At 65.0% G+C, this 792-nt stretch carries 1 protein-coding gene and 1 pseudogene; both read right to left on the bottom strand.

The window, feature by feature from the left end; genetic code table 11:
* A pseudogene (locus IE269_RS42820) lies at nt 1-257 on the bottom strand (potassium-transporting ATPase subunit B); the annotation flags it as partial.
* A partial coding sequence (locus IE269_RS42815; protein WP_189828782.1) for a potassium-transporting ATPase subunit KdpA occupies nt 254-792 on the bottom strand: 539 nt, incomplete at its 5' end. The gene IE269_RS42815 and the pseudogene IE269_RS42820, both read right to left, overlap by 4 nt.

Raw genomic sequence — 792 nt, 5'->3', positions numbered from 1 at the left:
GCGGTGATCGCCCAGCCGAACCACTCCCCCGGGTTCATGACGGCGAAGACGGTCGTCAGCACGGAGCCGATCTCGACCACGAACATCACCGGTGACTTGATCATCACCCGGGGGTCGAGCTTGCGGACCGCGTCGGGGAAGGACTTGACCAGTTGCTTGGGGTCGAAGAGGCCCCCGCCGACCCGGCCGCCGTCCTCGGGCTTGTGTCCGGTCGGAACGTCCGGGTGCGGTGCCCGGGTCACGGTAGGTGTGCTCATGAGGCGAGCCCTTCGGCAAGCGGTCCCAGCGCGAGCGCGGGGAAGTAGGTGAGACCGGTGATGATCATGATGGTTCCGACCAACAGGCCGGTGAACAGCGGCTTCTGCGTCCGCAACGTGCCCGCCGTCTCCGGCACCGGAGTCTGCTCAGCCAGCGAACCCGCCAGCGCGAGAACAAACACCATCGGCAGGAAACGGCCCAACAACATCGCGATACCGATCGTGCTGTTGAACCAGGTGGTATCGGCACTGAGGCCACCGAAAGCGGACCCGTTGTTGTTCGCACCCGAGGTGTAGGCGTAGAGGATCTCGGAAAAGCCGTGCGCCCCGGAATTCAGCATCGACTCCGACGGGCCGTCGATCGCCATCGCCACGGCGGTGAAGCCCAGCACCAGGGCGGGGGTGATGAGGATGTAGCAGGCGGCGAACTTGATCTGCCGCGTCCCAATCTTCTTCCCCAGGTACTCCGGAGTGCGGCCGACCATCAGCCCGGCGATGAACACCGCGATGACCGCCATGATCAACATGCCGTACA

This window comes from Streptomyces spiroverticillatus (assembly GCA_014650415.1).
GTDB classification, from domain to species: Bacteria; Actinomycetota; Actinomycetes; order Streptomycetales; family Streptomycetaceae; genus Streptomyces; species Streptomyces spiroverticillatus.
This window is presented reverse-complemented; position numbering and strand designations above follow the sequence as displayed.